Here is a 24,425-nt window from a genome sequence, read left to right as displayed (position 1 = left end):
CACGCCGGAGCAGATCACCGACCCGGAGTACGCGACCCTGGCGTTCGAGAAGGGCCTCAAGCAGGTCGACGGGTGGCAGGACATGCCGCTGACCGAGGCCGCCCAGACCGTGCAGGTGTCGGCCTACCCCGACGCGTACGCGCATGGGAGCAGCAGGCCGCCGACATCGTCGCCCAGCACTGGAACAGCTGACCATGAGCAACACGCTGGCCGGCACCCCGAACCGGGGTGCCGGCCAGCGGCGTCTCAGCGCGCGTTCCAGCGTGGGTGCGGGCCTATGCGGAGCCGGCCGGACGGAAGAGCGGCCCGGACCGGAGCGGCATCGCACTACCCAGGCACCGCGCTACCCAGGCGCCGCACTACCCAAGCGCCGCATGGCCCAGGCGTCACACCACCCAGGCGTAGCGGCGCTCGGGACGGCCGGCAGCGCCGTACTTGAGGGTCACCTCGGCCCGGCCGCTGCCGGCGTAGTGCTCCAGATAGCGGCGGGCGCTGACCCGGGAGATGCCGACCCGGTCCGCGCACTCGCTGGCCGACAGCGTCCCGTCGTGTTTGCGCAGGGCGCGTTCGACCAGCTCGGCGGTCTCCGGGCTGAGCCCGCGGGGCAGCGCCGGGGCGGTGATCACCGAGCCGCTGCGGGAGAGCACCCGGTCCACGTCCGCCTGGTCGGCGACGACCGCGGCGCGCAGCGCGGCCCGGCGGGCGGCGTACTGCTCCAGCCGGGTGCGCAGCTCGTCGAAGCCGAAGGGCTTGAGCAGGTAGTTGACCGCGCCGTAGCGCACCGCGCGGCGGACCGCCTCAGCCTCCCGGGCGGCGCTGATCACCAGTACGTCGCAGTCGTGCCGGGCGGCCCGGATCCGGGTCACCACGTCCAGGCCGAACATGTCCGGGAGGTAGAGGTCGAGCAGGACCAGGTCGGGGCGGAGCTGGTCCACCGCGGCCACCGCCTGCTCGCCGGTGCTGGCGGTGCCGACCACCCGGAAGCCGTCGATCCGCTCGACGAAGCCACGGTGGATCCGGGCGACCATGAAGTCGTCGTCGACGACCAGTACGTCGATCATCTCGCCTCCGTCCGCACGCTCGCCGGCACCGACATCCGTGCGGTGAACATCGCTCCCTCGTCGGTGTTCGTCACCGCGACCTCGCCGCCGCGACGGTGACACACCAGCCGGGTGAGCGCCAGGCCGATGCCCCGCTCGCCGCCCTGCGCCGCCTTGGTGGTGAAGCCGTGGGTGAACACCTCCTGGGCCAGCTCCGGCGCCACCCCGGGACCGGAGTCACGGACGATGATCTCCACCGAGGCGGCGTCCTGGCGCAGCTCGACCTCGACCCAGGCGGGGCGGTCGGTCGAGTCGCCGGCCACCGCCTCGACCGCGTTGTCCACCAGGTTGCCGAGCACGGTGGCCACGTCCGCCGCCAGCTCCGGCGGCAGCCGGTCGAGGCCGGTCCGCTCGGAGATCCGCAGCTCCACCCGGCGCTCGGCGGCGACCGCCGACTTCGCCATGACCAGGGCCGCCACCGCCGTGTCGTGGATCCGGCTGGTGACCGTGAGGTCCAGCGAGGCGCGGTGCCGGCTGAGCGCGTCGACGTACCGGACCACCTCGTCGTGCTCGCCGATCTGGATCAGCCCGGAGATGGTGTGCAACTGGTTGGCGAACTCGTGCGTCTGCGCCCGAGGTCTGGATCGACGCGCTGACCAGGATGCACGAGTCGGCGGAGTGGAAGGCCGAGCTGAAGAAGCGTGGCTGGACCGACGCGTTCGTCACCGGTGACGAGTTCGGCACCTTCCTGACCGAGCAGGACAAGGCCGTGGCCGACGTGCTCAAGCAGCTCGGGTTGGCATGAGCGGCAGGACGACGCGACCGGACCGGGGCGGCGACCAGCCGTCCCGGCCCCCGGCCGTACCGGAGATCCCGGCGCAACCGGCCCCGGCGGCCGCACCGGCCGCAACGGCCGGGGCCGAGCGCGCCGAGCCGGGTACGCCGGACGGGCCGGCGGCGGCGCCGGACGAGACCGACGCGGCGGACGCCGGGGCGGAGCCGGCCCCGAAGCCGGACCGGGCCCAGTACGGCGTCTGCGCCTTCCTCGCCCTGGTCGGCGGGCTGGTCATCTTCGACGCGACCACCCGGATCGGCAGCGCGATCAACACGGCCGACCCGATCGGCCCGAAGCCGGTGCCGATTCTGCTCGGCGTGCTGCTCCTCGTCATCGCGGCGATCTACGCGGTGGACGTGGCTCGCGGCGGCGCGGGCGAGCCGGAGGCCGGCGAGGACGTGGACCTGACCCTGCCCATCGACTGGCGCACGGTGCTGCTGCTCATCGGCGCGTTCCTGGTCAACGCCGTGCTCATCGACCGGCTCGGCTGGGTGATCAGCGGGACGATCCTCTTCTGGGGCTCGGCGTACGCGCTGGGCAACCGGCACTACGTGCGCAATCTGCTGATCGCCGTCGCGCTGTCATTGATCACGTTCTACACGTTCGCCATCGGACTCGGCGTCGACCTGCCCGCCGGCGTGCTGCAAGGGATCCTGTAGATGGACAACCTCGCCAACCTGCTCGACGGGTTCGCCCACGTGCTGACCCCGATGAACCTGCTGTTCGCGCTGCTCGGCGTGACCATCGGCACCGCGGTCGGCGTGCTGCCCGGCATCGGCCCGGCGATGACCGTGGCGCTGCTGCTGCCGGTCACCTACGGGATGGAGCCGGCCCAGGCCTTCATCATGTTCGCCGGCATCTTCTACGGCGGCATGTACGGCGGTTCGACCACGTCGATCCTGCTGAACACCCCCGGCGAGTCCTCGTCGGTGGTGACCGCGATCGAGGGCAACAAGATGGCGAAGGCGGGTCGGGCCGCCCAGGCGTTGGCCACGGCCGCGATCGGCTCGTTCGTCGCCGGCACCATCGCCACCGTGCTGCTGGTGGTGGTCACCCCGCCGGTGGTGCGGTTCGCGATCAGCCTCGGCGCACCCGACTACTTCGCGCTGATGCTGCTGGCGTTCGTGTCCGTCACCGCGGTGCTCGGCGCGTCCCGGGTACGCGGCTTCGCCGCGCTGCTGCTCGGCCTGGTGATCGGCGTGATCGGCATCGACCAGTCCGGCCAGCAGCGGCTCACCTTCGGGCTGCCGCAGCTCGCCGACGGCATCGACGTGGTCGTGGTGGCGGTCGGCATCTTCGCCGTGGGCGAGGCGCTCTGGATCGCCGCGCACCTGCGCCGCAAGGCCGGCGAGGTGATCCCGGTCGGCCGACCGTGGATGGGGAAGCAGGACTGGAAGCGGTCGTGGAAGCCGTGGCTGCGCGGCACCGCGTTCGGGTTCCCGTTCGGGGCGGTGCCGGCGGGCGGGGCGGAGATCCCCACCTTCCTCTCCTACGTCACCGAGAAGAAGCTGTCGAAGCATCCGGAGGAGTTCGGCCGGGGGGCCATCGAGGGCGTCGCCGGGCCGGAGGCCGCGAACAACGCCTCCGCCGCCGGGACCCTGGTGCCGATGCTGGCCATCGGCCTGCCGACCAACGCCACCGCCGCGGTCATGCTGGCCGCCTTCGAGGGGTACGGCATCCAGCCCGGCCCGCTGCTCTTCACGCGCGAGTCCAGCCTGGTCTGGACGCTGATCGCCAGCCTCTTCATCGGCAACCTGCTGCTGCTGGTGCTCAACCTGCCGCTCGCCCCGGCCTGGGCGCGGCTGCTGCGGATCCCCCGTCCCTACCTCTACGCGGGGATCCTCTTCTTCGCCTCGATGGGCGCGTACGCGGTCAACGCCCAGCCGTTCGACCTGTTCCTGCTGCTCGCCCTGGGCCTGCTCGGGTTCGGCATGCGCCGCTTCGGGCTGCCCATCCTCCCGCTGATCGTCGGCATCATCCTCGGTCCGCGGGCCGAGCTGCAGGGCCGGCGGGCGTTGCAGCTCTCGGGCGGCGAACTGCACGGGCTGATCGGCGGCTGGATGTCCTGGCTGATCTACGCCACGATCGCCGTGGTGCTCCTCTGGCCGCTGATCGGCCGGTACGTGGTCCGTCCGCTGCGCGGAAGGTTGGTGACGGCATGACGGTGCTGGTGGGTTACGTCCCCTCGCCACTGGGTGAGGCGGCCCTGCGGGCCGCGATCGAGCAGGCCCGCTTCCGCGACGAGCCGGTGCTGGTGGTGAACACCTCGCGCGGCGACGCGTACGTGGACCCGCGCTTCGCGCAGGAGCCCGACCTGGACCGGGTGGTCCGCGAGCTGGTCGCCGCCGGGGTGCCGCACAACGTCCGCCAGCTCATGCGGGGGCGGGACGTCGCCGAGGAGATCGTCGAGATCGTCGAGGCGGAGGACGTGTCGCTGGTCGTGATCGGCATCCGGCACCGCACTCCGGTGGGCAAGCTGATCATGGGCTCGAACGCGCAGGAGATCCTGCTCCGGGTGCCCTGCCCGGTGCTGGCCGTGAAGGCCGACTGAGTGGCGCCCGGGGGCTCACCGGTCCCCGGGCGCGCCCAGACCGGCTCGATGGCGTCCCGGCTGCTGCTCGGCCGGCTGGTGGCGGCCCTCGGCCGGCGGGTCGTGCTGGTCGGCACCGTGGCGCTCGCCGCCGCCGGGCTGGCCCTGCTGCTGCCTCCGCTGCCGTTCGCGGTCCTGCTGGTCGTGGTCGCGGTGGCCGGGCTGGGGCTGGGCGCCGGACAGCCACTGACCATGTCGTTCCTGGCCGAGGTGGCGCCGCCCGGGCTACGCGGCCGGGCGATGTCGCTACGGCTCACCGGCAACCGGCTCGGTCAGGTGCTCATCCCCAGCGCGGCCGGCGCGCTCGCGGCCGGCACCGGCGCGGCCGGCGTTCTCGCCTGCACCGCGGCCGGCCTGGCCGGCGCGGCCGTCGCCGCCACCCGACTGCACCGCCGGTCCGGATGAGCGGCACCGGCCTGCGGGCGGCCCGTACTTACTCGCTGGCCGGGTGCGGGGCGACCTGACCCTGGCGCAGCCGGGCGGCGCAGAGTTCGGCCAGCTTCGCGTACGCGGGGGCGCCGATCAGCGCGGTCAGCTCCGGGCCGTACGAGAGGTACATCGGCTCGGCGCCGACGTGCGCGTCGGTCGACGAAGTGCACCACCAGTCCAGGTCGTGCCCGCCCGCGCCCCAGCCCCGCCGGTCGAACTCGGCGAGCGTGGAGATCAGCACCTTGGTGTTGTCCGGCCGCTTGTGCCAGTCCTGGTCCCGGCGGATCGGCAGCTGCCAGCAGACGTCCGGCTTGTACTCCAGCGGGTGCACCCCGTCCCGCAGCGCCTGGGCGTGCAGCGCGCAACCGCCGCCGCCGGGGAAGTCGACGTCGTTGAGGAAGACGCACGGCGCGTCGACGTCCCGGGTGGCGGTACGCCGGGCCGGGTTCTTCCCGTCGATCGTGTCGTTCTCGGTCCAGTTCTTGAAGCCCTTGCGGAAGTGCTGCCAGGTTTCCGGAGTGAGCCGCTTGACCGCCGCCCGGACCCGCTTCTCATCGTCCGAGTCGGTGAAGAACGCCCCGTGCGAGCAGCAGCCGTCGGCGGCCCGGCCGGCGACGATGCCGTGGCAGCCCTTGCCGAAGATGCACGTCCAGCGGGAGAGCAGCCAGGTCAGGTCCGCCCGGACCACGTGCTTCGCGTCGGCCGGGTCGACGAACTCGATCCACTCCCGGGGGAAGTCCAGGTCGACCTCCCGGCTGCGCGGGTCGTCGGGGTCGTCCACCAGTACGTGAAGCTCGATCTGCCCTGTCACCCGGCCCAGCGTACGCGCGGTCACCCGGGCCGGCTGGCGAGCCGGGAAACGTGTCGGGCCATAGGGTCGACGGCATGCGACTGGGTGTCCTCGACGTCGGTTCCAACACGGTGCACCTGCTGGTGGTCGACGCCCACCACGGGGCCCACCCCTGGCCGGCCCACTCCGAGAAGGTGGTGCTGCGGCTGGCCGAGCAGATCGGCCCGGACGGGGCGCTGACCGACGCGGGCGCGGACGGGCTGGTCAAGGCGGTCGGGATGGCTCGCGCGGCCGCCGACGGCCTGGCGGCCGACGACCTGCTGGCCTTCGCCACCAGCGCGGTGCGGGACGCCACCAACGCCGGCGAGGTGCTGGCCCGGGTCCGCGACGAGACCGGCGTACGCCTGGAGGTGCTCTCCGGCGCGGACGAGGCGCGGATGACCTTCCTCGCGGTACGGCGGTGGTTCGGCTGGTCGGCCGGGCGGCTGCTCGGGATGGACATCGGCGGCGGCTCGCTGGAGTTGGCCGCCGGCATCGACGAGGACCCGGACGTGGCGATCTCGCTGCCGCTCGGTGCCGGGCGGCTGAGCCGGGAGCGGCTGCGGGTGGACCCGTCCGGCACCGTGCCGCCGTCCAGCGAGGCCGTCGAGGAGCTGCGCGAGTACGTCGACGCCCAGCTCGAGACGGTGCGGGAGCAGCTCACCGAGGTGGGCTGGGAGCGGCCGGTGGCCACCTCGAAGACGTTCCGGACGCTGGCCCGGCTGGCCGGTGCCGCGCCCTCCGGCGCGGGGCTCTGGGCCCCGCGCAGCCTGACCCGGACCGGGCTGCGTCAGGTGCTCGGCTTCATCCGGCACATCCCGCCGGCCCAGCTGCCCGAGCTGGAGGGGGTGAGCGCGGGCCGCGCCCACCAGCTCCTCGCCGGCGCCGTGGTGGCCGAGGCGGTGCTGCGCCACCTCGACGTGGACCGCCTGGACATCTGCCCCTGGGCGCTGCGCGAGGGGGTCATCCTGCGCCGGCTGGATCAGCTGGCGCCGATGTGATCCCGATCGGTCACGGTGGGCGGCGGCTCGAGGTCGCGGCGTGGCGTTAGGTGCGCCGAGCTGGAGTTGTCGTCCGCTTTGCGGCTGCTCGTCCCGATGCGCCGTGCCGGGGGCGGCTACCCTGAGGGGTGTGACTTCCCACGTCCCGGTGCTCCTGTCCAGTTCCTCGGTGTTTCCTGAGCGCACCGCGGCGGCGTTCCAGCTCGCCGCGGCGCTCGGCTACGACGGCGTCGAGGTGATGGTCTGGACCGACGTGGTGAGCCAGGACCCGGGCGCGCTGCGCGGCCTGGCCGACCACTACGGGGTGCCGGTCCTCTCGGTGCACGCGCCCTGCCTGCTGGTCACCCAGCGGGTGTGGAGCCCCGACCCCTGGGAGCGGCTGCGCCGGGCCGCCGAGCTGGCCGAGACGCTGGGGTCGCCGACGGTCGTGGTGCATCCGCCGTTCACCTGGCAGCGCGACTACGCCCGGAATTTCGCCGAGGGCCTGGCGACGATCGAGGAGCAGTTCGGCGGCCTGCACTTCGCGGTGGAGAACATGTACCCGGTGCGGATGGCCGGCCGGCAGTTCGTCCCGTACGTCCCCGGCTGGGATCCGACCGACACCGGCTACACCTCGTACACCCTGGACCTGTCGCACTGCGCCGCCTCGCACACCGACGCCCTGGCGATGGCCGACCGGATGGGCGCCGGCCTGGCGCATGTGCACCTGGGCGACGGCACCGGCGAGGGGCGCGACGAGCACCTGGTGCCCGGTCGCGGCGGTCAGCCCTGCGCTGAGCTGCTCCGCTCGCTGGCCGGCCGCGGCTTCACCGGCTCGGTCGCGGTGGAGGTCACCACCCGGGGCGCGAAGAGCCGCGCGGTCCGCGAGGCCGACCTGCGCGAGGCCCTCGCCTTCGCCCGCGCCAACCTCACCGCCCCCTCCCCGGTCGACGCCTGACCACCCGTGGCCGGGCGCCGGCTCAGCGGACCGGGGTGAGGGTTTCCGGCTGGGCGGGGACGGTGACCTGCTCGCCGATAGCGGCCCGCTTGCGGGCGCGGTGCGCGGCCACGTGCGAGCGGGTCGCACAGCGCTCCGAGCAGAACCGCCGGCAGCAGTTCGACGAGGTGTCCAGGTAGACGTTGCCGCAGCGCTCGTCCGCGCAGACGCCGAACCGGGCGCTGCCGTACTCGCACAGCCAGACCGACAGGCCCCACACGGCGCCGGCCAGGTATTCCGACGAGACCGAGGCGCCCCGGCTGGTCACGTGCATGTGCCAGTCGCTGGAGTCGTGGCCGGAGATGCGCGGCTGCACCGGGAAGGCCTCCAGCAGGGCGTTCAGCTCCGCCACCGCCTCGGCGTCCCGGCCCGAGGTGCCGTACTCGAAGACGTCGCGCAGGCGCTTCTGCGCGCGCCGGAAAATCGCCAGGTCCCGCTCGGCGGCCTCGTCGCGCATCCACGCGTTGTCGTCCGGAAAGAGGGCCCGCAGGTCGTCGAGGTCGTCCAGACGGGCGTTGACGAGATCAACACCGGTCCGGGCGTACGCGTCGAAGTTCACGACACCAACGGTAGACGACTCAGGGGGCACGTGGCGCGTCGATGTAGTGGGGCAGGAACCGGGCGTAACCGTCTGTGATGAGGCTCTCGCTCTCCCGGACGCCGGCGCCGGCCGATTCACCGTCGACGATCCAGCTTCCCAGCACCATCCGGTTGCCGGCGAACTCGGGCAATGCCCGGAACTCCTGGTAGCAGAAGCCCTCGTCGCCGTAGCTGCCCGGATTGCTGATCTCGGTGCCGGCGGTCACGATGCGTACCGAGCCGCCCTCCCGGCCGAGCAGCGGCTTGGCCACGTACTCGGTCATCCCGCGCGGCGAGTCGAGGTGGGCCGGCAGCAGGTACTCGTGGCCCGGGTACAGCTCCCAGAGCACCGCCAGCAGCGCCTTGTTCGACAGGAGCAGCTTCCAGGCCGGCTCGATCCAGGTGGTCGGGGTGCCCGGCGCCAGCGCCGGCGCCCCGTACGGCTCGGCCAGCATCCATTCCCAGGGGTAGAGCTTGAAGCAGGTGGTGATCGGTCGGTCGTCCGCGTCGACGAAGCGCCGCCCGTCCCAGCCGATCCGCTGGATCGGCATGAGCGTCACCTCCAGCCCGGCCTGGCGGGCCGTCTCGGCCAGGTAGCCGGCGGTGATCTGGTCCTCGCCGGACTCCTCCTCCGCGGACCAGACCACGTGCACCCGGGGGTCGTGCAGCCCCGCGCCGATCTTCGCCCACGCGCCGACCAGCCGTTCGTGCAGGCTGTTCCACTGGTCCGCCGCCGGGCGGGTGTGCTCCAGCCAGTACCACTGCACGATGCTCGCCTCGACCAGCGAGGTCGGGGTGTCGGCGTTGTACTCGAGCAGCTTGGGCGGCCAGCTGCCGTCGTACCAGAGGTCGAAGCGGCCGTAGAGGGTGGGCGGCCGCTCGCGCAGCGACCGGGCCACCGCCTCCGCCGCCCAGGCGGGGATGCCGAACTCGGCGTACCGGTTGCGGGCGACGATGTGTTCGGCGGCGGCCACCGACATCCGGTGCAGTTCCTCGGTCGCCTCCTCCAGCCGGAGCACCTCGTCCAGTTCGAAGGCGTACGCGGCGGTCTCGTCCCAGTACGACATGATCTCGCCGTCGGGCAGTTCGGTGTCCACGTACACCAGGCCCTGGGAGCGGATGGTGGCGTCCCAGTCGGGGCGCGGGTCGCTGGCCTCGCGCCGCACGTCAGCCGCCGCAGGAGGCGAGGTGGGTGCCGAAGCCGCCCCGGTCGGGCAGCGCGGCGGCCGCCGGGACGGGGATGTACCGGGCGGCGGCCGGGGCGGGAACCCGCAGGGCCAGCGCGACGGTGTCGCCGCCGCCACCGGCCGGGCCGAGGGCGCAGTCGTCATCGTCGTCGTCGTAGCCGCCGTTGCAGCCGGAGAGGGCGAGCGCCAGAACGGTCAGCGTGCCGAGCTGGACGGTCGCCGACCGGAGCCGGCGTCGGGGGGTGCGTTCCACGTGATCGTTGTAGCCGATCCCCGCCAGCCGGGCAGCCCCGGGAACGGTGCGTGACGTTGCCCGCCGCCCCTCAGCGCGGGGACGCAGCCGGGCGTTACGCTCGGCTCATGCTCCGTTCCGTCATCCTCGCCGCCTCCCGGTCATCCCAGGTCGAGCGGCTCGTCGCGACGGCCCCGTTCACCCGGGACGTCGTCCGCCGGTTCGTCGCCGGCGCCGGCACCGACGACGCGCTGCGCGCGACCCGCGCCCTCGTCGCCGACGGCCAGGCGGTAACCCTCGACTACCTGGGCGAGGACACCACCAACCCCGAGCAGGCCAACGCCACCCGGGACGAGTACCTCACGCTGCTGCGCCTGCTCTCCGCCGCCGGGCTCACGCCCGCGGCCGAGGTCAGCGTGAAGCTCTCCGCGCTCGGCCAGCTGTTCGACGAGCAGCTCGCGTACGACAACGCGCGGGCGATCTGCGCGGCGGCCGACGCGGCCGGCACCACGGTCACCCTCGACATGGAGGACCACACCACCACCGACTCGACCCTGGACGTCCTCGCCAAGCTGCGCAAGGACTACCCGTCGACCGGCGCGGTGCTCCAGGCGTACCTGCGGCGGACCGAGTCGGACTGCCGGGAGCTGTCCGGCGCCGGGTCCCGGGTGCGGCTCTGCAAGGGTGCGTACAAGGAACCCGAGTCGGTGGCCTACCAGTCCGCCCGCGAGGTCGACAAGTCGTACGTGCGCTGCATGAACGTGCTGATGTCCGGGGACGGCTACCCGATGCTGGCCACCCACGACCCGCGGCTGATCGCCATCGGCGAGGACCGGGCCCGCTGGTTCGACCGCGGCGCGGACCGGTTCGAGTTCCAGATGCTCTACGGCATCCGCCCCGAGGAGCAGCAGCGCCTCGTCGGCGAGGGCTACACCGTCCGCACCTACGTCCCCTACGGCGACCAGTGGTACGGCTACCTGATGCGCCGGCTGGCCGAGCGCCCCGCCAACCTGATGTTCTTCGGCCGGGCCCTGGTCTCGAAGAAGTGAGCTGAGCTTCGTCGGTCCCCGAGTCGAGGCTTGACGCGGAAAGCTAATAGCATTAGCTTAATGGCTATGACGATTAGCCAGGTGTCGCGCGACGGCGGAACGATCGCGTACGAGGTGCACGGGGAGGGCCCGCTCGTGGTCCTCGCGCACGGCATGGGGGAGAACCGGGCGTCCTTCCGGCACCTGGTGCCCCGGTTGGTCGCCGCCGGCTACCGGGTGGCCTCGGTGGACGTACGCGGCCACGGCGACTCCAGCGCCCACTGGCCCACGTACGCGCCCGCCGAGGTCGCCGGCGACCTGCTCGCCGTGGTCCGGGCGCTCGGCGGCGGACCCGCCACGCTGGTCGGCAGCTCGTCCAGCGGGGCGGCCGTCGTCTTCGCCGCGGCCGACGCGCCCGAGCTGGTCAACGGCATCGTGCAGCTCAGCCCGTTCGTGTCCCGGGCGAAGCCGAACCCGGTGGTGCGGCTGGGCCAGGCGGTGGTGCTGCGCAGCCCCCGGCTGTTCGGGATGTTCCACCGCACGCTCTTCCCGTGCGGGCGGCCGGCGGACGACGCCGCGTACCGCAAGGAGATGGTCGCCCGGCTGCGCGGCCGGATGGCCGCGGTGCGCGGGGTGGTCGAGCCGGTCGAGCCGCACTGGACCGTGCGGGCCCCGGAGGTACGGCAGCCGGTCCTGGTGCTGATGGGCACCAAGGACCCGGACTTCACCGACCCGGGCGCCGAGGCGCGGGCGGCCCGCCGGTTCTTCGCCACCGCCGAGGCCCGCATGATCACCGACTCCGGCCACTACCCGCACGCCGACCAGCCCGACGCCACCGCCGCCGACCTCGCCGAGTTCCTGGCGGTGACCGCCCGTGCCTAGGGCCGGCCTGACCCCGCAGGCGGTGGTCCGCGAAGCGGCCACCCTCGCCGACGAGGTCGGCCACGACCGGCTCACCCTGGCGGCGGTCGCCGGCCGGCTCGGCGTCGCGCTGCCCAGCCTCTACAAGCACGTCAAGGGCGTCGACGCGCTGCACCAGAAGCTCGCCGCGCTGGCCGTCGGCGAGCTGGCCGAGGAGATGACCCGGGCGGTCGCCGGCCGGGCCGGCCGGGACGCGTTGCACGCGGTCGCCGTCGCCTGGCGGGACTACGGCCGCCGGCACCCGGGCCGGTACGCCGCGGCCCAGCAGGTGCCCGACCCGGACGACCCGGAGCACGTCGTGGCCGGGCAGCGGGCCCTGGACGCGATCTACGCGATCCTGCGGGGATACGGCCTGACCGGCGACGACGCCGTGGACGCCGCCCGGATCTTCCGCAGCGCCGTGCACGGGTTCGTGACCCTCGAAGCGGTCAACGGCTTCGGCATACCGCGCGGCATCGACCGCTCCTTCGACCAACTGGTGGCCGCACTGGACACCGCCTACCGGGACTGGAGGTCCTGATGAAGGCCGCCCTGCTCACCCTCGCCTTCCTGCTCGAGCTGGCGATGCTCGCCGCCGCCGGCTGGTGGGGCTTCACCCTCGACGCCGGCTGGCTGGTGCGCCTGCTCGCCGGCCTCGGCGCGCCGCTGCTGCTCGCCGTCGTGTGGGGGATCTTCTGCTCGCCGCGGGCGAGCGTGCCGCTGCCCGCACCGGCCAAGCTCGGCGTCCAGGCCGCCAGCTTCGTCACCGGCGGGCTGCTGCTCGCGCTGGCCGGCCAGCCGGTGCCCGGAGCCGTGCTGGTGGCCCTCTGGGCGGTCGACAAGGCGCTGCTCACCCACCTCGGCGACCCGGTCTGAGCCCGCCCTCCCCGCCTGGCCGGCCCGCCCCCGCCTCCCTGCTGCCCGCCGCGCGCCTGGCGCTGCTGTCTTGAGCTGCCGCCCGGCTTCGGGAGAGGTCTCGGATGCCACTGGTCGAACGCCTGTCGAGCTGATGTCACGAACGACTCAGCCGCCCGGACCTTTCGGGGCGGGCCGGGCGGAGGGTCCTGCCGGCAGTCGGGCCCGCCCGGGGCCGTTCGCCGCCGAAATCGCGTGCGAGGGCCACCCGCCTCGTGAGTCGTCTGCGACATCAGCTCGACAGGAGTTCGAAGCACCTCACCTCCCGGCGCCGGAGCGATATGAGACCTGCTCGGCGCGCGGCGGGCTCTGGCCGGAACGCCCCGATTGGTCGTACCCTTCGCCGGTGACCGACGGTGACGAGCGGCCCTCCGGCCCGGCGGAGACCTGCCCAGTGCGGCCCGCCACCGTGAACGGTGACGGCTCGTCCCCCCTGCCGGCGCCGCCCAGCCCGGCCGTGGTGGGCCCGGTACCTCTTCTGCCGGCAACGCCCGGCCTACCGCCCGCGTCGCGGCAGCCGCGACGACCGCAGCTCTGGATCGTGCTCGCCGTGGTGCTCGTCCTCGTGGCGTGCGGGGTGCCCGGCGTACTCCTGCTCGGGCTGGTGGGAAACGCGGCCGGGCGGCCGGCGGACCGCGCCGAGGACCCGGCCACGGCGGCCGCCCGCCGGCTCGGCCAGCGGATGACCGCCGAGCTCGACCGGCAGGCCGGCGCGCTGCTCGGCGGCGACCGGGCCGGCTTCCTCGCGGTCGCCGAGCCGGCCGCCCGGCCCGCGCTGACCCGCCGGTACGCCGCCCTGCGGGCGCTCCGGGTGACCGTGTGGCGGCCGGCCGCCGACGGCCTGCCGGCGGCGGTGGCCGGCCGGCCGGGGGAGTGGCGGCTGCCGGTGCGGGTCGACTACTGCTTCGTGGTGCCGGACTGCACGCCGAGCAGCGTGGAGATCGGTACCCGGTGGCGAATGGTGGGGGAGGAACCCCGGCTGGTCGCGGTCGAGGAGTCCCGGGCGAAGCCGGCCGGCGCCCGGCCGTGGGAGGTCAGCGACCTCGCGGTGGCGGTGGGGAAACGGGCGGTCGTCGCCACCACGCCCGGCCGCCGGGCCGAGCTGCCCGGCCTGCTCGCCCAGGCCGAGGCCGCCGCGCGGGTCGCCGACCGGTACGCGGTGAACGGTGCCCCGCCCGACCGCTACCTGGTGTTCTACGCCGGGCGGGCGGAGTGGCAGCGCTGGTACGGCGGTGGCCGCCCGAAGTGGACGGCCGGGTACGCCGTCGGCGTCGGCGGCGGCCACCACGACGTGGTGCTGAACGCGCAGAGCCTCTCGCCCACCGGGGTCGACGACCTGCTCCGGCACGAGCTGACCCACGCCGCGTCGCTGCCCGACCGGGGCTACTCCGACCGGTCGAGCTGGTGGCTGGTGGAGGGCCTGGCCGAGTACGCGGGCGCGGACGGCCAGCCGGTCGACCGCTACGAGGGCCTGGCCGAGGTGCGCCGGCTCCTCCGCGGCGGCTGGACCGGCCGGCTGGACGCGCTGGCCCCGGCCGACGACGCGTCCGACGACCGGGTCGGGGGCGCCTACGGCGTCGGCTACCTGGCGGTCCGCCACCTGGTCGACCGGTACGGCGAGCAGCGGGTGCTGGACTTCTTCCGGGCCGTGGTGGACGAGCGACGCACGGTGGACGCCGCCGCCGCCGAGGTGTTCGGCGAGCGCTGGTCCAGCCTGCACGACGACTGCGTCGAGTACGTCCGGGCGGCGGCCGGCTGACACCCGGGGCGCCGGACACGGCGGGTCGACTCGTTGGCGACGGGCCGTAGCATGGGCCGGGTGGTCCGCACCCACCCGCCGCGGCTGCCCGCGGCCACCCGCCCCCGCCTGCTCATCGCCCTGTTCGCCGTCGTCGCCCTGACCGGCACCACGGCCGCCTCCTGCGGGGACGAGAAGTCGCCCGTCACCGTCGCGCAGGTCGGCCGGAGCCCGGTGGCGGAGGTGATCGACGCTCCGGCCACGGTCACCGCCCGGGCCGCCGCCACCCTCACCGCGCCCGCCGACGGCACCCTGGCCAGTCTCCGCGTCCAGCCCGGACAGCGGGTCACCAAGGGGCAGGTGCTCGCGGTGATCAGCTCGCCGTCGGCGCAGGACCGGCTGAAGCAGGCCCGGGAGGCGCTGCGCGCGGCGAAGCGGGCCGGCCGGGGCGTCGGCGTCGGCGACCTGGGTGGCCGGCGACGCGGCACCGACCGGGCCGCCGAGGAGGCGTTCGACGCCGCCCGCCAGGCCGCCGGGAAGATCGGCGACCCGCAGCTGCGGTCCGCCCTGCTGCTCCAGGTCGAGTCGGCGCAGCAGCAGTACGAGTCGGCCGCCCGGGCCGCCGACCGCGCGGTCGCCGCCGTGCAGCGCGGCGTGGCCGGCCTGAACAGCGCCGTCGGCGCGCTGTCGGCCGCGCAGCGCCTCCAGGCCCAGCAGGCGTACGACCTGGCGAAGGCGACCGTCGACGCGCTGACCCTGCGGGCCCCGATCCCGGGTGTGGTGCAGCCGGGTGGCACCCGGGCGGCCACCGCGACCGACCTGAGCGGGCTGCTCGGCGCGGCGGGGGGCGGCGTGCCCGGGCTCGACCCGTCGGCGCTCGGGTCCGCCGGCCAGGCCGGCCCGCCGCCGGGGGTGGACGACGCGGTGCCGCCGGGCGGCCGGGTGACCGCCGGAACGCCCGTGCTGACCGTGGTGGACACCGGCCAGCTCGGCCTGCTCGCCGAGGTCGACGAGACTGACGTGCTGCTGGTGCGGGCCGGCGTGACCGCCGCCGTGGAGCTGGACGCGGTGACCGGCGCGAGCTACGACGCGACCGTCCGCTCGGTGGACGTGCTGCCCACCACCTCCGCCCGCGGTGGGGTCACCTACCGGGTCCGGCTCGGCCTCGGCGCCGGCCGGCTCGGCGAGGGCGAGGCCGCGCCGACGCCCCGCCCGGGGATGAACGCGGTGGTCCACCTCCGGGTCCGCGAGGCCGCCGACGCGGTGGCCGTACCGGCGTCGGCGGTCTTCTCCGCGGACGGCCGGGACGCGGTCTGGGTGCTGCGGGACGGCCGGGCCGACCGGGTGCCGGTCACCGTCGGCGTGCAGGGGCAGGACCTCGTGCAGATCGTCAGCGGGGTGCAGGCCGGCGACCGGATCGTGGTGCGCGGCGCCGACCAGGTCCACGACGGCCAGGAACTGAAGTGACGTTGCCCGCCGGCGTGCCGGCGATCGAGGCGGTCGACGTGTCCCGCACGTACGAGTTGGACGGGGTGTCGGTGCCGGCGCTGCGCGGGGTGTCGCTCACCATCGACCCGGGCGAGTACGTGGCGGTGATCGGACCGTCCGGCTCCGGCAAGTCCACGCTGATGCACCTGCTGGGCGGCCTGGACCGGCCGACCGGTGGCCGGCTGGTGATCGGCGGCCGCGACGTGGCCACGCTCTCCGCGCCCGAGCTGGCCATGTTGCGCAACCAGACCATCGGCTTCGTCTTCCAGGCGTTCCACCTGCTGCCCCGGACGTCCGCCGTGGACAACGTGGCGCTGCCGCTGGTCTACCGGGGGATCGGGGCACGGCAGCGGCGGGAACGCGCGGCGGCGATGCTCGGCCGGGTCGGGCTCGGGCACCGGCTGGACCACCGGCCGAATCAGCTCTCCGGCGGCGAGCAGCAGCGGGTGGCGATCGCCCGGGCACTGGTCACCGACCCGGCGGTGCTGCTCGCCGACGAGCCCACCGGCAACCTGGACACCGTCACCGGCGAGGCGGTGCTGGAACTGCTCGAACGGCTGAACGCCGAGTCGGGGGTGGCCCTGGTGATGGTGACCCACGACCAGGAGGTGGCCGCCCGGGCCCGCCGCCGGATCGCCGTCCGGGATGGTCTGATCAGGTCGGACACGCTTCATGATCGACCGCTGTCCGGCGTCGGGCGTGGACCTGCGACACTGGACGACGCTCCCAGTGCGGAGCCCCGGTTCGCGTCCGGACGCGGCCCGGGGCACCCGTCCGGTGGCTCCGGTGGCGCCGCCGGAGCCACCGGACGCCTTTCCGGCAGTTCCGAGGCCGTGCCGGGAGGTGCCGGGTGAGGCTCGCGGAGGCCTGGCGGGTGGCGCTGGACGCACTGCGGGCCAACCGGATGCGCAGCGTGCTGACCATGCTCGGGGTGATCATCGGGGTCGCCTCGGTGGTGATCCTGGTGGCCATCGGCACCGGCACCAAGCAGAAGGTCGAACAGCAGGTCGAGGGGCTCGGCTCGAACCTGCTCCTGGTGGTCCCCGGCAAGATCGACGTGGGCAACGCGCCGGTGGTGTCGCCGCTCGACCTCAAGGACGTGGACGCGGTGACCCGGGTGGTCGGCGACCCGGGACGGGTGGCCGTCACCGTCGCGTCCGGGGCGACCGCCCGGGCCGGCAACCGGTCCGACTTCACCACCGTGCAGGGAGTGCTGGAGACCACCCCGGCGGTCTTCACCCGCTCGCTCGCCCGGGGCCGCTACCTCACCGGTGCCGACGTGGACACCAGCCGCCGGGTCGCGGTGCTCGGCGCGTCCGTGGCCCGGGCGCTCTTCCCCGACCGCGACCCGCTCGGCCAGCAGGTCGCCCTGGCCGGTGTCCGGTTCCGGGTGATCGGCGTCTTCGCCCCGCTCGGCCAGAGCCTGGGCGTCGACCGGGACGACGAGGTGCACATCCCCGTCACCGCGGCCCAGCGGCTCTGGGGGACCCAGCGCATCGACGGCATCGCGGTGAAGGCCCCCGATCGGGAGCGGATCGGCGAACTGGGCGACCGGATCGTCGCCGAGCTGTCCCGGCGGCACCCCGACACCGAGTTCAGCGCCGTCACCCAGCAGCAGATCCTCGGCGTGCTCGGCGACATCCTCGGCGTACTCACCGGGGTGCTGGCCGCCATCGCGGGCATCTCGTTGCTGGTCGGCGGGGTCGGCGTCTCCAACATCATGCTGGTCTCGGTACGCGAGCGGACCCGGGAGATCGGCCTGCGCAAGGCGGTCGGCGCCCGGCCCCGGGACATCGGGGTGCAGTTCCTGCTGGAGGCGGTGCTGCTCACCTCGATCGGCGGGCTCACCGGGATGGCCCTCGGCGTCGGCACCGCGCTACTGGTCGACGCGGTCTCGCCGATCCCCGCGGCGATCACCTGGTGGTCGCTGGCGCTCGCGTTCGGGGTCTCGGCGGCGGTGGGCATCGTCTTCGGCGTGGTCCCCGCCCAGCGCGCCGGTCGGCTCGACCCGGTGGTGGCGCTGCGCGCGGAGTGACCGCTTGCCGGAACCGGACGAGACGCCCGTCCAGGTGAAAAACGCCAGGTCAACGCGGGGTGACCGGGGGACATTCCATGATCATTAGAAGGAAGGGATCGCGCCGGTCACAGCCGTCCCGCTACCGTACTGGTAACACGCGCGTTGCCCGTCGTGGCCGGGCCAACCTGCCCCGGTGGCACGCGCCGGGCATGGGAATGGGTCGGTGAGCCATGGCCGGGTCGCAGTCCGACGCACGGCTGTCGGATGTCAGGTTCCTGACCGTCGCCGAGGTGGCGACGGTCATGCGGGTCTCCAAGATGACGGTCTACCGTCTCGTGCACAGCGGTGAGCTGACCGCGGTGCGGGTGGGCCGGTCGTTCCGGGTGCCCGAGCACGCCGTGCACGAATACCTCCGAGGCGCCTTCCAGGAGACCGCCTGACGCCTCGACGGCCCGGCCGTCGAGTGCGACGAAAGGGGCATCGACGGGGCCGCGTTGGTCCTGCTGACGCACTCCGGCTACCCTGGACCCCGACCGTGACCGCACCCCGGTGCGCCCCGCCCACCACGCTGGTCCGGTCCGTTGTCCGCAAGCGGTCACCGACGCCACCCGCGGTGGTGTCTCACGGTCCGCCCCGCACGTTGCATCGAAAGGCTGTCGTATGGGCTCGGTGGTCAAGAAGCGCCGCAAGCGCATGGCTAAGAAGAAGCACCGCAAGCTGCTGCGCAAGACCCGCGTCCAGCGTCGCCGTCTCGGCAAGTGACCGGAGCCGGGCCCCCGCCCGGCAGCCGGCACCACTTGCCAACAGTCGACCCTCGGAGGCTCAGGTGATCAGGCCGTGGATGTCCCGGCTCGATCCCGCCTGCCGCGCAAGGCGCACGACATGACCCCCGGTGGCACCCCAGGTGCTCCGGGGGTCGTCGTCGTGACCGGGGTCGGCCGCTATCTCGGCGCGCACGTCGCCGCCCGCCTCGCCGCCGACCCGCGCATCGAACGCGTCATCGGCGTCGACCCGGCCGCCCCGAACCCCGAGCTGGCCGACCTGCTGGCCGGGGTCGAACGGATCCGCCTCGACCTCGACTCGCTCGGCGGCCTGCTGGTCGACCTCGACGTCGACGCGGTGGTGCACCTGGCCCTGGTCAGCGCCCCCGATCCGCAGCAGGGCGGCCGCGCGGCGATGAAGGAACAGAACGTCATCGGCACCATGCAGCTGCTCGCCGCCTGCCAGCGGGCGCCCCGGCTGCGCAAGCTCGTGGTCCGCTCCTCCACCGCCGCGTACGGGGTGTCGTTCCGCGACCCCGCCGTCTTCACCGAGGAGACCGAGCCGCGCGAGGTGCCGCGCGGCGGTTTCGGCCGCGACATCCTCGACATCGAGGGGTACGTCCGCGGCTTCCGTCGCCGGCGCCCCGGCGTCACCGCGACCGTGCTGCGCTTCGCGCCGTTCATCGGCTCCACCGCCGACACCACGCTCACCCGGTACTTCTCCCAGCCGGTCGTGCCCACCGTCTTCGGCCGGGACCCGCGGCTCCAGTTCGTCCACTTCGACGACGCCCTGGAGGTGCTGCACCGGTCGGTCGCGGAGGACCACCCGGGGACGTACAACGTGGCCGGGCCGGGGGTGCTCTCCCTGTCCCAGGCGATCCGGAGGGCCGGTCGGGTGGCCGTGCCGGTGCTCGAACCGGGCCTCGCCGGGGTGGCCTCCGTCGCCCGCAACCTGGGCATCGGCCGGTACGGGTTGGACCAGGTCGACCTCTTCGTGCACGGTCGGGTGGTGGACACCACCAGACTGGAGCGCGAGTACGGCTTCACCCCCCGCTCGACCGCCGCCGCCTTCGACGACTTCATCCGTGCCCACCACGGCGGAGTGGTGGTGACGCGGGACCAGTTGGCCGTCGCCGAGCAGCTCGTGCTGGAGGGCATCCGGCAGGTCCGGGCCGCCGTGCGGGAGCGTTCGTGAGCGGGGCCGAGGAGCGCGGCGAGGCGCGCTACGACGTACCGCTGGCGGTGCCCGCGCCGGACGCGGAGCCGGCGCGGCGCAACGGGCACCGGCGGGCCACGATGGCCGCCGCCGCGCCCGCGCCCGACGCCGACGGGGCGGACGTGGCCGGCGACGAGGTCGCCCCCCGGAAGGCGGTCGCCAAGAAGGCCATCGCCAAGAAGGCCGTGGCAAAAAAGGCCGTCGCGAAGAAGGCGCCGGGCGGCACGACGGGCGCGCCGGGCGACACCGGCGGGCCGGCGGCCGGACGGCCCGGCGACCGCACGGCCGGTGAGCGGCCGGACGGCGTCACCGGGGCCGCCGCGCCGCCCGGGCCGGCGGTGGCGGACCGGCCGGGGGACCACTGGGACCGGAAGGTCGCCAAGGGGCTCGCCTTCCTGCGGCGGCGGCTCTCCGGCGACTACGAGGTCGACGAGTTCGGCTTCGACCCGGACCTGACCGACGCGGTCTTCCACCCGCTGGTCCGGCTGCTCTACCGGGACTGGTTCCGCACCGAGGTCACCGGGGTGGAGCACGTGCCGGAGGCCGGGCCGGGCCTGGTGGTGGGCAACCACTCCGGCACGGTGGCGCTGGACGCGCTGGTCCTGGCCACCGCGCTGCACGACCGGCATCCGGCTCACCGCTACCTGCGGCTGCTCGGCGCCGACCTGGTCTTCCGGATGCCGGTGGTCTCGGAGATCGCCCGCAAGACCGGCGGCACGGTCGCCTGCAACCCGGACGCGGAACGGCTGCTCGGCAACGGCGAGCTGGTCGGGGTCTTCCCGGAGGGCTTCAAGGGCGTCGGCAAGCTCTACGCCGACCGGTACAAGCTCCAGCGGTTCGGCCGGGGCGGGTTCGTCTCGGCGGCGCTGCGGACCGGCACGCCGATCGTCCCGGTGGCCATCGTCGGCGGCGAGGAGATCTACCCGATGCTCGCCGACATCAAGCCGCTCGCCCGGCTGCTCAAGCTGCCGTACTTCCCGGTGACCCCGACCTTCCCCTGGCTGGGGCCGCTGGGCATGGTGCCGCTGCCGAGCAAGTGGCTGATCGAGTTCTGCCCGCCGATCCCCACCGCGCACCTGCGCGACTCGGCGGACGACCCGCTGGTCGTGTTCAACCTCGCTGACCAGGTCCGGGAGACCATCCAGCAGACCCTGCACAAGCTCCTGGAACGCCGCCCCGACCCCTTCGGTCCCTGACCGCCCGGGCGCTGCCCCGCGAGCCCTGCACGTTCACGGAACGAGTGGCTATCCCAGCGCGGACGGCCACTCTTTCCGTGAATCAGCGCTGATGAGGGGGTCAGTCGGGGCGGTGGCGGTGGCGGCGGTGCAGGGCCAGGCCGGCGGTGACCGCGCCGGCGAGCAGGCCGGCGGCGGCCGTCGACGGTACGGCGATCTTGACCGCCCGGCGTCCGGTCCGGAAGTCCCGGACGTCCCAGCCGTGTTCGCGGGCCTGGCGCAGCAGCGCCGGGTCCGGGTTGACCGCCACCGGGTGACCCACCGTGGAGAGCATCGGCAGGTCGTTGGCGGAGTCGCTGTAGGCGGCGCAGCGGCTCAGGTCCAGCCCCTCCACGGCGGCGAGCTGGGTGACCGCCTCGGCCTTGGCCGCCCCGTGCATGAGGTCGCCGACCAGCCGCCCGGTGTACGCCCCGTCGACCACCTCGGCGACCGTGCCGATCGCGCCGGTCAGCCCGAGCCGGGCCGCGATCACCCGGCCGATCTCCACCGGGGCGGCGCTGACCAGCCAGACCCGCTGGCCGGCGGCCAGGTGCCCCTGGGCGAGCCGGCGGGTGCCGGCCCAGATCCGGGGGGCCATCAGCTCGTCGAAGATCTCCTCCGCGAGGCGTTCCACGTCGTCGACCCGCCAGCCCTGGATGAAGGCGAGCGCCGCCTCCTTCGCCTGCGACATGTCCCCGGCGTGCTCGGTGGCGAGCAGCCGGAACTTCGCCTGCTGCCAGGCGAACCGGGCCAGGTCACCGGTGGTGAAGTACTTCCGGGCGGCCAGCCCGCGAGCGAACCAGTAGATCGAGGCGCCCTGCATCATCGTGTTGTCCACGTCGAAGAAGGCCGCTGCCGTGGGGTCCGGCGTGGGGACGGCCGGGGGTGCCTCCGGCGTTTCCGACCAGCCGGCGGTGTGCCCGTGGACGTCGGTGCTGACCGTCACCTTCCGGGGCCGGGACATGACGATCTCCTCCCCTCGACGACCGCGTACGTCCTCCGTCCCGAGCCTATCCGGCGGTCCGTGACGGCCTGATGTCCGGCGGGGGAAGTGTGGCGCCTGTCCCGCCCGGTCAGCGGTCGGTGGGACAGCCGCCCGGGGCCGGGCCGAGGGCGTCGCTGGCCGCCGGGGCCGGCAGGCCGCAGGCGATCGCCTCGCGGAGGCCGTCGGCCCGCTTGCCCGCCGCGTCGAGCAGGGCCAGCGACTGACGGGTACGCTCCCGCTCCACGTGGTCGGCCCGGTCCAGCAGCCCGCTGACCGCCCGCCGCTGGCCGGTGAGGAAGGCGTCGATCGCGTCCAGGCCGGCCGGGTCGGAACGCTGGGCCGCCACCGTGGCCAGCAGGCGTACGCCCTGCCGGGTGTCGGAGTCCATGTCGTCCAGGACGGCGCTGTAACCGAGCCGGTCGCCGCGTACGGTGACCGCCTCGTTGAGCCGGGTCCGGGCGAAGTCCAGGAAGAGCTGCCCGCGGCTCAGGTCCGAACTGGCCAGCGCGAGCTGGGCGCGTTCCGTGGAGCGCTTCATGCCGTAGAGGGCGTCGCCGGGCAGCGCGTTCTCGCTGGCGGCGGAGATGCCGGAGAGGGCCACCGCCCCGGCGGCGATGCCGACCAGGATCGCGCCCCGGGCCCGCGCCCGCCGGCCGGTCATCGCCGGCAGCAGCGATCCGCGTACGCCGGTGGCCGCCGCCCCGGTCTCGGCCTTCGCCGGTGCGCCCATGCCCTCCCGCTCGGCGGTGGCGACGAGCATCGCCCGCAGCCCGGTGCGGAACTCCGCGTCGACCTCGACGGTCGGCCGGTCGGCGGTGAGCCGCTGACTCACCGCGACGAGCGCGGCGAGTTCGTCGTCGGCCCGGGAACGGACGTGGTGCCGCCGGCCGCCGTTGGCCTCGTCGAGGAGTTGCGCGAAGCGCTCGGCACGCCGACGGGAGAAGAGGTCGCTGTCCACCGCAGGCACCCCCTCTCGCTGGTCACGGCCGGGTTGGCCGTCGTCGTCACCAGCGACCGGTGGCAGCGTGACGCCGACGGCCGACCGAGGAGGCAGACCGTGCCCGCCGGACCGGGTGGCCCGGGGGACGCCGGGACAACCACTGGTCGCACCCGGAGAAACGGACCGCGCCGGGTGCCGGTTACGGGCCGGCGGGCGGCGAAATCACGAAGCGTGATCGTCGTCACGAGTTGCCGAGGGGTACGCGCACCCGCGCCCGGCGGGTCGCCGGGCGCGTGGGAAGCGTGGGGATCAGGGCTGGAAGCCGTCGGGCAGGAGCCGGGCCAGGGCCCGGACCGCGCGGTACTGCAGCGCCTTGATCGCGCCCTCGTTCTTGCCCATGGCCCGGGCCGTCTCGGCCACCGAGAAGCCCTGGAGGAAGCGGAGCACGATGCACTCCTGCTGCTCCGGGTTGAGCTGCTTGACCGCGGTCAGCAGCGCGACGTTGGTGATGTGCTCGACCACCGCCGCCTCCGGGCTGCCCTCCGGCCCCCGGTCCTCCCGGTCCGCGTCGAGCACGTCGCCGGTGGTGACCTCAAGCCGGTAGCGCCCCGACTTGAAGTGGTCGGCGACCAGGTTGCGGGCGATGGTGACCAGCCAGGCGCCGAGGTCGCGGCCCTGCCAGGTGAAGCTGCCGATCCGCTTGAGCGCCCGGAGGAAGGTGTCCGAGGTGAGGTCCTCGGCGAGTTGCCGGTTGCCGACCCGGAAGTAGACGAACCGGAAAACGGTGTCCACGTACCGGTCGTAGATCAGGCCGAACGCCTCGGCCTCGCCGGCCTGCGCCCGCTCGACCAGCGCCCAGACCTCGGTCGCCGGGTCGGACGGGTCGGGGCGGCTCGGGTAGCCGGTGGCCGGGGCGGCCGGCACCGCCGGCAGGACCGCCGTGTCGGCGACCGGCACGGCCGGCAGCACCGCGGTCTCGGCGGCGGACGGCTCGGGGCTGGCCTGGGCCTCGCCGCGGCGGCCCTGGGCCGGCATGGTCGGCCGGGACGGCGAGCCGAGCCGGCCGGCCGCGGACTTCGCGTTGCTCCCGGGCACCGCCGGGCGGGCCGGTGCCTCGTTGTGGTGCGTGCGGTTGCGGCCCCGCCGCGTCCCCTCACCCCGTACCGCGGCGAGGCTCCACATGCTCTCGGTGGAGCCGCGGGTCTCCGGTTCGAGTCGTTCGTTGACCGGGGTCCGCTGGGTCGGGCCGGTCACCCCGGCCGGCCGTTCCGCGTAGCCGAAGGTGGTCACCGCGCCTCCCCGGTCCGTGCGGGGCACGGCCGCACCGGACGCCGCAGGGCTGCGGCGGGACCGGGTACGACCCGGCCGGGCAGGGCCGTTCCGGGACGTGCCGGCGGGCGGCAGGTCCGCTTGAGGTGCTGGTCCAATGCGCTCAGTGGCACGGGGGCCTCCTCGGGCTGAGGGGTGTCGACTCACGGCAAATGGGGTGAGCCGACCCGAGTGATGATAGGGCCAACGTCACCCG

At 74.2% G+C, this 24,425-nt stretch carries 28 protein-coding genes and 2 pseudogenes; 20 read left to right on the top strand and 10 right to left on the bottom strand.

Annotated elements, in window-relative coordinates:
• Positions 1–192: pseudogene (locus EFE23_RS07970) on the top strand (hypothetical protein); the annotation flags it as partial.
• A 194-nt stretch (positions 193–386) separates the two neighbouring features.
• Here the strand turns inward: EFE23_RS07970 and EFE23_RS07965 are convergent.
• From EFE23_RS07965 to EFE23_RS29720, 3 genes and pseudogenes are all read right to left on the bottom strand, one after another.
• A complete protein-coding gene (locus EFE23_RS07965) occupies positions 387–1,061 on the bottom strand; it encodes a response regulator (protein WP_123240251.1) in 675 nt (224 codons plus the stop codon).
• Positions 1,058–1,504, bottom strand: a complete 447-nt coding sequence (locus EFE23_RS07960; protein ID WP_373683971.1) for a sensor histidine kinase — start codon at positions 1,502–1,504, stop codon at positions 1,058–1,060. The genes EFE23_RS07965 and EFE23_RS07960 overlap by 4 nt, the downstream gene beginning before the upstream one ends.
• A 75-nt stretch (positions 1,505–1,579) precedes the next feature.
• Positions 1,580–1,663: pseudogene (locus EFE23_RS29720) on the bottom strand (Spo0B domain-containing protein); the annotation flags it as partial.
• A gap of 38 nt (positions 1,664–1,701) precedes the next feature.
• Here EFE23_RS29720 and EFE23_RS07955 point away from each other — a divergent pair.
• From EFE23_RS07955 to EFE23_RS07935, 5 genes are read left to right on the top strand one after another with little or no spacing between them, the layout of a single operon-like run.
• Positions 1,702–1,845 carry a hypothetical protein gene (locus EFE23_RS07955; protein ID WP_163599775.1) on the top strand — a complete coding sequence of 48 codons (144 nt, stop codon included), beginning with the start codon at positions 1,702–1,704 and terminating at the stop codon, positions 1,843–1,845.
• A complete protein-coding gene (locus EFE23_RS07950) occupies positions 1,842–2,534 on the top strand; it encodes a tripartite tricarboxylate transporter TctB family protein (protein ID WP_123240250.1) in 693 nt (230 codons plus the stop codon). Before EFE23_RS07955 ends, EFE23_RS07950 begins: the two co-directional genes overlap by 4 nt.
• Positions 2,535–4,037 (top strand): tripartite tricarboxylate transporter permease, encoded by a 1,503-nt coding sequence (locus EFE23_RS07945; protein WP_123240249.1) that lies wholly within the window; start codon positions 2,535–2,537, stop codon positions 4,035–4,037.
• Positions 4,034–4,426, top strand: coding sequence for a universal stress protein (locus EFE23_RS07940; protein WP_123240248.1), 393 nt, complete (start codon positions 4,034–4,036; stop codon positions 4,424–4,426). Before EFE23_RS07945 ends, EFE23_RS07940 begins: the two co-directional genes overlap by 4 nt.
• A 48-nt stretch (positions 4,427–4,474) precedes the next feature.
• The gene (locus tag EFE23_RS07935; protein ID WP_123240259.1) at positions 4,475–4,870 is read left to right on the top strand and encodes an MFS transporter; all 396 of its coding nucleotides are present in this window, start codon (positions 4,475–4,477) and stop codon (positions 4,868–4,870) included.
• A gap of 28 nt (positions 4,871–4,898) precedes the next feature.
• Here the strand turns inward: EFE23_RS07935 and EFE23_RS07930 are convergent, their stop codons facing one another.
• Positions 4,899–5,705: a DUF3109 family protein gene (locus EFE23_RS07930; protein WP_123240258.1), complete on the bottom strand. Its 807-nt coding sequence runs from the start codon at positions 5,703–5,705 to the stop codon at positions 4,899–4,901.
• A gap of 74 nt (positions 5,706–5,779) precedes the next feature.
• On the opposite strand from EFE23_RS07930, the gene EFE23_RS07925 reads away from it, so the two are divergent.
• Positions 5,780–6,724, top strand: a complete 945-nt coding sequence (locus EFE23_RS07925; RefSeq protein WP_123240247.1) for a Ppx/GppA phosphatase family protein — start codon at positions 5,780–5,782, stop codon at positions 6,722–6,724.
• Positions 6,725–6,854: 130 nt separating this feature from the next.
• Entirely contained in the window at positions 6,855–7,661 is an 807-nt protein-coding gene (locus EFE23_RS07920; RefSeq protein ID WP_199736964.1) for a sugar phosphate isomerase/epimerase family protein, read from the top strand.
• A gap of 22 nt (positions 7,662–7,683) precedes the next feature.
• On the opposite strand, the gene EFE23_RS07915 is transcribed toward EFE23_RS07920, so the two are convergent.
• The 3 genes from EFE23_RS07915 to EFE23_RS07905 are packed head-to-tail and all read right to left on the bottom strand — an operon-like array spanning position 7,684 to position 9,719.
• Positions 7,684–8,259: a CGNR zinc finger domain-containing protein gene (locus EFE23_RS07915; protein WP_123240245.1), complete on the bottom strand. Its 576-nt coding sequence runs from the start codon at positions 8,257–8,259 to the stop codon at positions 7,684–7,686.
• Positions 8,260–8,278: 19 nt separating this feature from the next.
• Positions 8,279–9,445 carry a glutathionylspermidine synthase family protein gene (locus EFE23_RS07910; RefSeq protein WP_123240244.1) on the bottom strand — a complete coding sequence of 389 codons (1,167 nt, stop codon included), beginning with the start codon at positions 9,443–9,445 and terminating at the stop codon, positions 8,279–8,281.
• Position 9,446: 1 nt separating this feature from the next.
• Positions 9,447–9,719 carry a hypothetical protein gene (locus EFE23_RS07905; protein ID WP_123240243.1) on the bottom strand — a complete coding sequence of 91 codons (273 nt, stop codon included), beginning with the start codon at positions 9,717–9,719 and terminating at the stop codon, positions 9,447–9,449.
• 107 nt (positions 9,720–9,826) lie between these two features.
• On the opposite strand from EFE23_RS07905, the gene EFE23_RS07900 reads away from it, so the two are divergent.
• From EFE23_RS07900 to EFE23_RS07845, 12 genes are all read left to right on the top strand, one after another.
• Entirely contained in the window at positions 9,827–10,747 is a 921-nt protein-coding gene (locus tag EFE23_RS07900) for a proline dehydrogenase family protein (RefSeq protein ID WP_123240242.1), read from the top strand.
• Positions 10,748–10,807: 60 nt separating this feature from the next.
• Positions 10,808–11,608: an alpha/beta fold hydrolase gene (locus EFE23_RS07895; protein ID WP_233600912.1), complete on the top strand. Its 801-nt coding sequence runs from the start codon at positions 10,808–10,810 to the stop codon at positions 11,606–11,608.
• Positions 11,601–12,167, top strand: coding sequence for a TetR/AcrR family transcriptional regulator (locus EFE23_RS07890; protein ID WP_123240240.1), 567 nt, complete (start codon positions 11,601–11,603; stop codon positions 12,165–12,167). Before EFE23_RS07895 ends, EFE23_RS07890 begins: the two co-directional genes overlap by 8 nt.
• Positions 12,167–12,502, top strand: a complete 336-nt coding sequence (locus tag EFE23_RS07885; protein ID WP_123240239.1) for a YrdB family protein — start codon at positions 12,167–12,169, stop codon at positions 12,500–12,502. The genes EFE23_RS07890 and EFE23_RS07885 overlap by 1 nt, the downstream gene beginning before the upstream one ends.
• 385 nt (positions 12,503–12,887) lie before the next feature.
• A complete protein-coding gene (locus EFE23_RS28435; RefSeq protein WP_233600911.1) occupies positions 12,888–14,300 on the top strand; it encodes a hypothetical protein in 1,413 nt (470 codons plus the stop codon).
• A 51-nt stretch (positions 14,301–14,351) separates the two neighbouring features.
• Positions 14,352–15,746: an efflux RND transporter periplasmic adaptor subunit gene (locus tag EFE23_RS07875; protein ID WP_123240238.1), complete on the top strand. Its 1,395-nt coding sequence runs from the start codon at positions 14,352–14,354 to the stop codon at positions 15,744–15,746.
• 2 nt (positions 15,747–15,748) lie between these two features.
• A complete protein-coding gene (locus EFE23_RS07870) occupies positions 15,749–16,621 on the top strand; it encodes an ABC transporter ATP-binding protein (RefSeq protein WP_204334494.1) in 873 nt (290 codons plus the stop codon).
• Positions 16,618–17,802, top strand: coding sequence for an ABC transporter permease (locus tag EFE23_RS07865; protein WP_123240237.1), 1,185 nt, complete (start codon positions 16,618–16,620; stop codon positions 17,800–17,802). Before EFE23_RS07870 ends, EFE23_RS07865 begins: the two co-directional genes overlap by 4 nt.
• Positions 17,803–18,014: 212 nt before the next feature.
• Positions 18,015–18,224, top strand: a complete 210-nt coding sequence (locus tag EFE23_RS07860) for a helix-turn-helix domain-containing protein (protein WP_046564428.1) — start codon at positions 18,015–18,017, stop codon at positions 18,222–18,224.
• 220 nt (positions 18,225–18,444) lie between these two features.
• Complete coding sequence (locus EFE23_RS07855; RefSeq protein ID WP_007465623.1) at positions 18,445–18,546, top strand: 30S ribosomal protein bS22; 102 nt, start codon at positions 18,445–18,447, stop codon at positions 18,544–18,546.
• Between the two features lie 120 nt (positions 18,547–18,666).
• Positions 18,667–19,740: an NAD-dependent epimerase/dehydratase family protein gene (locus EFE23_RS07850; RefSeq protein ID WP_123240236.1), complete on the top strand. Its 1,074-nt coding sequence runs from the start codon at positions 18,667–18,669 to the stop codon at positions 19,738–19,740.
• 359 nt (positions 19,741–20,099) lie between these two features.
• Complete coding sequence (locus EFE23_RS07845; RefSeq protein WP_123240256.1) at positions 20,100–20,957, top strand: lysophospholipid acyltransferase family protein; 858 nt, start codon at positions 20,100–20,102, stop codon at positions 20,955–20,957.
• 100 nt (positions 20,958–21,057) lie between these two features.
• On the opposite strand, the gene EFE23_RS07840 is transcribed toward EFE23_RS07845, so the two are convergent.
• The 3 genes from EFE23_RS07840 to EFE23_RS07830 form a co-directional block, all read right to left on the bottom strand.
• Positions 21,058–21,939: an HAD family hydrolase gene (locus EFE23_RS07840; RefSeq protein ID WP_123240235.1), complete on the bottom strand. Its 882-nt coding sequence runs from the start codon at positions 21,937–21,939 to the stop codon at positions 21,058–21,060.
• A gap of 109 nt (positions 21,940–22,048) precedes the next feature.
• Positions 22,049–22,918 carry a DUF5667 domain-containing protein gene (locus tag EFE23_RS07835; protein ID WP_123240234.1) on the bottom strand — a complete coding sequence of 290 codons (870 nt, stop codon included), beginning with the start codon at positions 22,916–22,918 and terminating at the stop codon, positions 22,049–22,051.
• 291 nt (positions 22,919–23,209) lie between these two features.
• On the bottom strand, positions 23,210–24,190 hold the full coding sequence (locus EFE23_RS07830; protein WP_123240233.1) for an ECF subfamily RNA polymerase sigma factor, BldN family: 981 nt from the start codon (positions 24,188–24,190) through the stop codon (positions 23,210–23,212).
• Between the last annotated feature and the right edge of the window lie 235 nt (positions 24,191–24,425).

Origin of the sequence: Micromonospora solifontis (assembly GCF_003725545.1) — a bacterium.
Taxonomy (GTDB): Bacteria; Actinomycetota; Actinomycetes; order Mycobacteriales; family Micromonosporaceae; genus Micromonospora; species Micromonospora solifontis.
This window is presented reverse-complemented; position numbering and strand designations above follow the sequence as displayed.